Source organism: Arthrobacter sp. CMU6, assembly GCF_059090205.1.
This window is the reverse complement of sequence record NZ_JBNHFL010000037.1, coordinates 36,544-42,744: the sequence shown is the minus strand read 5'-3', so window position 1 is coordinate 42,744 and position 6,201 is coordinate 36,544. Positions and strand designations below refer to the sequence as shown.

The following is a 6,201-nucleotide window of genomic DNA, read 5'->3' as shown; positions in this document are numbered from 1 at the left end:
CGAACAAGGGTGACTCGGATCTGGTGATGGCCATGATTTCCCATACGACCGCAAACCCGCCCCAGAGGATGCTGAAAGGCACGAGAAAGGCATCAGCGCCTGTAAAGCGAACTCGGGGGTCGGGTTGGCCAACCCACAGGAGCCGTTCGCCCTGGCGAAGGAGTGGCAGAATCCGGCTTCTTGGATCGTCCATGCTGAAGTGTTACACAGTCCGTTCCTGCCTGAACAGGGAAAACACCGGCAGTAAGTGCCGGCGGCGCCTCAGAAAGGTGCAGCTTTTCGAGACAGGCCGAAGACGCCGATCCAGTTTGGGAGAGATTCCTGTGACTGTCATAAATCAGAATGGCGGCTTTCACAGATCAGCTGGCTTCGGTCCCTGCAAAGAGCAACCCACTTCGTCGTGATTGGTGGCGTCATTCTAATATTTTGAGGCTACTTCATCGGGAAGCGTAAGAGCTGGAATTAACTCCATTGGGGAACCCTTAACAGGACAGGTTGTGATGGCCGATCAGAGCATTGGCTTCGGACTGCTGCTGATGCTCTATGTGGGGAGGACCAAGAATGCCATACTGCGGGAAGCGGACTGGTTCGTTGGAGGCTTGACGTGGAGCACCCGTGTTAACGCGGCACTTCTTGATAGGAACACTCGCGTGCTCCGCCCTTACCCTCGGTGGTTGCGACGCCTCGGGACCCCATGTAGGTGACACCGGATCACCCACTCAGAAGGTCAATGACTCCCGACCTTCAGCGCCGCCGGTGGGTGAGATCGGAACGTGGGAGCTACTTAACACCTCGGAAGTAAATTCCGACTCCACCACCCTCAAGGTGGGCGTGACGAGGCTGGGTTGTGCGGGTGGCGTAACCGGGGCGGTGCTTGAACCAAAAGTACAGGTCGAACAAAAGCGGATCCTGATCCGGACCAACGTCGGACCCCTATCACCTGGTGCGCACACCTGCCAGGGAAACACCACGGTGCCTGTGACCGTCGTACTGAAGGAGCCCCTCGGGAAACGTGAACTCGTCGATGCAGCATGTTTGGAAGGCCGCGCAGTGACCACTTCGAGGTGCATGGACGACGGCGTCCGTTGGCGCCCGTGATCCACGAAGTCATTTCGAATGCTCGCATGGGTAACGCGCGCCCGGCCTCCTAAAGGATGAGTCGACGACGGACGGTCGTCCTAAGGGGGGAACCCCTCGCGGCACAAGTCATTAGGTCTAGACCATGTTTCCCCTCCGGAACGTTCCGCAGGCTTGTTTGGCACGGCTGGGGGTTGTACTGGCCAGCGGGATGTCAGATCGTGGCTGATGCCGCTCAAATCTGTTGCCACCGGTTTAAGCGGCCCATGCTTATGGCTTCTGAAAGGTCATTTCGAATTGCACCACGTAGACCAATGGGCGTGGGTGCGTGCAGACAGCAGCAGTGATTCGGGCCTAAAGTGTGGCATGGCTGAACGGAGATCGAGGATCAAGCGTTTGGTATCGCTCGGCCTTGGCAGTGTCATTACCGCAGCTGTGGCTTCAATTTTCCTGATGGTGCTTAATGGGCGCCAGCCCGACTCGCTTCCCCTATTCTTTGTCACCTTCCTGGCCATGTGGGTGATTTGGCTATTGGCCATCCTGATAGTCAACCGGCTCAGGTTCAAGCTATGGCGGCGGCGCGGATGGACGGAAGTCTGGGTTCGTTCGCCTGAGCCGTTGCCCGGCGGTCTGGCCAATAGCTGGGTGCGGGGATTGATCTCAGTCCGCGCACCGCTTGTGGACTTCGTAACAGATGAGTCCCGGGAGGGAGCCTGGATCAAGCCTACGACCTTCCTTGTCAACGGCCGAGTGTCTCCAGACCGTAGACAATTGGAGGTGCGGGATTACGTGGCGGTCAACTTCGGTCCGGGGCTCCGAGTGGTCTCCCTCCAAACAACTCACGGATCCATTGACGTGGCCGGATACCCAGAGGCGTTAGACCAGTTCGAGACAGAATTGTTCGGGTCCGTAAACCGCTAATCAGACGGCGCACCGTCGTTTATACGAGGTTGGACTACGGCAAATTGTGCCCTCCGCTAGCCGAACCCTCACCGGGCGGAATATTGCCTCTGCCCTAGGAATGCAACGTTGGCTCCTGCGGAGACTCGACAGCCTTGAGGGCAACGATCACGAAGCCTAGACTCACCTCAATCCACATGGAGAGTGGGAGTGCATATGGCGCCCGGAACAATTTTCGGCTTGGCTCTGATCGCAACCGGCATCCTAGTCTTCCTCGTAGCTCGCCCCCTGACTAATGCGGCTTTAAACAGCCAAACGTACTTACGTCCGAGCCTGGACAAGGAAGCTTGGACGCGGAAGAACGTGCGAGGGGTGCGTATCACCGGGATATCTTGGATTGTCCTAGGCGCGGCGATTGCGGTTTTCGGCTTAGTGACTGGGTACTGACGGTGAGGGCCATCACAGTTATCTTTATCGTCCTCATAGGCGTTTTTTTCATTGTTGCTCCGGATCTCTGTTCAAGGTTCGTGCTGTCAATCGATTACCACAGACCTGCCGTAAGGAAGCGCGAGAAAACGCTTCTGCGTTGGTTCCCGGTGACATCTGTCTGCTTCGGTGTGGCGTTCGTCGCCCTGGGCGTCCTAATGGGTTTGAATATTGCTTTTCCGTGGTGACAGGCCTTGAAGCTACAACGTAGTCCACGTAAGAGGACCCTTCCCTGATAACACAGATGCCGAAACCCGAACCCTTCACGGGACGGTCTTTGGGGAATTTCCCTGTTTGGCGTGGTTTTGTTCTTTCTGCCGGTGTGATGAGGATGGACCATGAAGTTAAACACAGTCCTCGACCGGTCTGATAGTTCCAGTCTGCTGAGCGAGATCGTGGCTTTGAGAACGCAAACTTCCGTGCGGACGAAAGGTGTCAGTCAGTCCGGAGCGAGCCATTATCAGTTTGTTGCGGAGCTGGACGCGGAGGCAGAGGAATGGCACATGGTTACCGACCAGGGGCAGAGGTGGTCGGCGGTTGACGGCATGCTCTCGGTGGAACCTGACCCTCCGCATGCAGTTGCATTCCCTCGCGGCATGCCGACCGAGGTCCAAATGCTTCACCCCGAGGCGTTTCTGATGTGGGGTCGTCGCGGCGAGAGCTTCTACCCGATGCTCATCCAAGAGATTGGCCGGCGGTCATTACTGATTACCTTCGAGCATGTAGACGACCCAGCATTCCGCGCCACCGCCGTGATCAATGGCACCACAGGCATCATCGAGAAGATGGCCATGCTAGGTGACGTCACCATTCTGACCGAAGTGGAGTTCGAAGCGCCGCTCGATCCTGGACGCCAGCTCGAGTTCCTGCCAATTACGACGGATTGGATTCAACCCAATTACTGATTGACAGTGTTGTCAGCTGGCTCGTCAGAGGCAAATCGGGGTCAGGCCGGGCGAAGCGACCAGTCGTGATGTTATTGCGCGGGTTGGCCTGCAAGCTTTGTCGTTGATGGAACCCTCATCGGGTTTGAGGCCAGCCGCAGGCGAGGTAACTCCTTGAGTCAACGAACTCTCTGGATTCGGCTAGGTGCCTTGCTTGGGCGACGTACCGACCAGCCCGTCCGTGCAATTGTTTTCCCTGAGTCTGCGAGACGCCACGCTGATTCTTTGATCTGCTCATCGCGCAGCCAATCAAGTCGTTCCACCGGCCGCTGAAGTTGGCGAAGTAGCCAGGCGGCAGCGAACGTTCCGTACGTTTCCGGCGCCTCGACCAGGCCGATTACAGTGAGTCCGTCGCCGTCGTACACGTGGTTGTCAAGGAGGTGAGAATCGCCCCATTCACCTTCCAGAGCTCGGCCGTAAGGGCCTTCATTCCAGTAGCCGATCTGAAGCGTACAGGTGCCGTGCGGGACGTCGATTCCGGGAACGTTGAGAGTTACGACTATGGGTTTCATGCGGGCGAGCACCGTGAACGAGCCGAGCTGGACGTCGGGAATGGACGACGCGGAAATTCCGCGGGCGATTCCGCTAAGGAATTGCGCCTCTTCGGGCATGCGCGGTGGATCTCCGTCAAGCTGCCCCTGAGCCATCATGCTGAGAGCCTAATCCAGTTGGGTGGACGAACATCTAGTGGGCGTGAAAAGGAAATTAGCCAGTGGCCGTACGAAGGACGAACCCCTAAACGGGCCCGATACATCGCGGCTTGGTAACGAGAAATCTGTAGTCGTTCTTACGTCCCAGGCTGAGGTGCTGCTTTCTTGCCTGTCAGGTACGGCCAAGTGATGATGAGTCCTGCAATCAAACCACCAACGAGTGTGCCCAGCGCTGGGCCCAGTCCGAACGCAGCTAGGAGGATAAGCGCTGGAATGACAAGAGCGAGTGCCAGTATCCAATATCCTTGCTTGCGTTTAGGCCTTTTGTCTCGAACCCAAGAAGCCATAATCATTATCAACAGGATTCCGGCGTTGGAGGCCGCGCTTGGCCAATAGCTTTCGTTAGTTGGTGCTACGAATAAAGCAAGGACGCCGGCGCCAACGAGGGAACCTATCAGCCAGCCCAAAATGGCCACTAAGATGTTCTTCCCTTTGGTGCTCAAGTCATCACCTCTTGCGCCTCAAGCGAGAGCCAATTTTCCTCGTTTGGCCGCCAGGAGTGGACGCAAGCCTCCATCCGACGGCTAGCCGTGCCGTCAGCGTAACAGCGGCCGACACCGAGCGCACTAGCCGGGATGCCTCGAGAAGATACAGGCTTTCCTGACCGTCCATCTTTTGAAGCAATTGGCCGATGACAACGGTCGGACTGGCAAGGCAGAGCCGAACCTGGGGCGTTAAAAAACGTCCGAAAGAGGTCCGTCCGCATAACGTCCCGTAAGCCGGTCGATAGACGGGCGCACCCCTTGAATTCACGATTCGGGGTGAAGGGCTGCCATCAGGATGTCCCGCATGCCCAGCCCTATTTGCGCCCGGCGAAGGTCCCTGAGCTGGAGCACGGACCGCCTCAAACCCTTGGGAAACGGGACGTCTCAATTGATTAAAAGACCGCGGCGACAGCGATGCCTAAGTTTGCACGGAATGTTCGAAGTGTGTCCGGAGCATGCGATTCTCATAACTATGTCTCACAACCCTTTGGCCAAATCACTGTACACGCCGTTAGTTAGAGACACGTCGGAGCAGCTGCCTCGCCGCGCATCGGCTTCATGAATTAAGGACTCCCTTTACTGGTCATTTCAGCGCGCCTTTTGCAGACAGCCACGTGCCCGACTGCGGTCACAGCCACCGAACCGATCACATCGACGGAAACGTCAGATTGGAATCTAAGACGTTCTCAATGGCATGTCAGGAAACCTCAATCCAGACCCTATCCTGACGGCCTTCAGCGACGCGTGCCTGACGTCAGGTTGGGGTGTGCGCTAATTTGACGAAGTCCCCGCCCGTGCATGGGGTCTCTGGACCTGAGCGATAGTTTGTCGACCGGACCAGATGCGCGGGCGAGAAACTCGGCCTGCATAAGGGTCAGCGACGAGCTGATTGGTTACAGGGAGAAGGACAACAAGCTCTACGAACTGCGCGTGAAGGACATAGCCGTGCAACGGAGAAACATCGGGATGGTCTTCCAACGCTTCAACCTCTTCGGCCACAAGACCGCCCTTGAGAACATCAGGGAAGCACCCGTACAGGTAAAGAAAGAAACCAGTGCGGATGCAAAGAAGCGGGCCCTCGAGCTCCTCGACCGTGTGGGGCTTTCAGAATGGGCCAACCACTACCCGGCCCAACTCTCGGGCGGCCAGCAGCAGAGAGTAGCGATTGCACGCGCCCTGGCGATGGACCCCCAGCTCATGCTCTTTGATGAACCGACCTCCGCGTTGGACCCCGAACTCGTCGGAGATGTACTGACGGTCATGAAGGATCTTGCAAAATCAGGCATGACCATGGTAGTAGTCACCCATGAAATCGGCTTCGCCCGTGAAGTAGGGGATAGCCTGACCTTCATGGACGGTGGTGTCGTTATCGAGTCCGGCAACCCCCGCGAGGTCCTCGCCAATCCAAAGCATGAACGCACAAGGGCCTTTCTCAGCGAGGTCCTCTGAGCAATACGACGTTCGACGAAACGGAGCACAACAATCCAAGCCCCCACGAAATAGGTTCGCCATGTCGCGGAGGCTGGGATTGTCTCGATGCTTCTGAGCGGGAATGATTCCGTAAGACAACAACGTTATGGTGCTTGAGTTTTTCAGCGG

4 protein-coding genes are annotated in these 6,201 nt (G+C 57.0%); 2 read left to right on the top strand and 2 right to left on the bottom strand.

Annotated elements, in window-relative coordinates:
- Positions 1–2,801 precede the first annotated feature (2,801 nt).
- Entirely contained in the window at positions 2,802–3,368 is a 567-nt protein-coding gene (locus AC5RWD_RS20630; protein WP_494021797.1) for a hypothetical protein, read from the top strand.
- A 158-nt stretch (positions 3,369–3,526) separates the two neighbouring features.
- On the opposite strand, the gene AC5RWD_RS20625 is transcribed toward AC5RWD_RS20630, so the two are convergent.
- Entirely contained in the window at positions 3,527–4,057 is a 531-nt protein-coding gene (locus tag AC5RWD_RS20625; RefSeq protein ID WP_494021796.1) for a hypothetical protein, read from the bottom strand.
- Between the two features lie 137 nt (positions 4,058–4,194).
- Complete coding sequence (locus AC5RWD_RS20620; RefSeq protein WP_494021795.1) at positions 4,195–4,560, bottom strand: hypothetical protein; 366 nt, start codon at positions 4,558–4,560, stop codon at positions 4,195–4,197.
- Between the two features lie 840 nt (positions 4,561–5,400).
- Between AC5RWD_RS20620 and AC5RWD_RS20615 the strand changes: the two genes are divergently transcribed.
- Entirely contained in the window at positions 5,401–6,051 is a 651-nt protein-coding gene (locus tag AC5RWD_RS20615; protein WP_494021794.1) for an amino acid ABC transporter ATP-binding protein, read from the top strand.
- The last annotated feature ends 150 nt before the right edge of the window (positions 6,052–6,201 follow it).

Excerpts from the sequence above, each read along its gene's own strand:
- AC5RWD_RS20630 (WP_494021797.1), top strand. The coding sequence starts at position 2,802 with ATGAAGTTAAACACAGTCCTCGACCGGTCTGATAGTTCCAGTCTGCTG.
- AC5RWD_RS20615 (WP_494021794.1), top strand. The coding sequence starts at position 5,401 with ATGGGGTCTCTGGACCTGAGCGATAGTTTGTCGACCGGACCAGATGCG.
- AC5RWD_RS20625 (WP_494021796.1), bottom strand. The coding sequence starts at position 4,057 with ATGATGGCTCAGGGGCAGCTTGACGGAGATCCACCGCGCATGCCCGAA.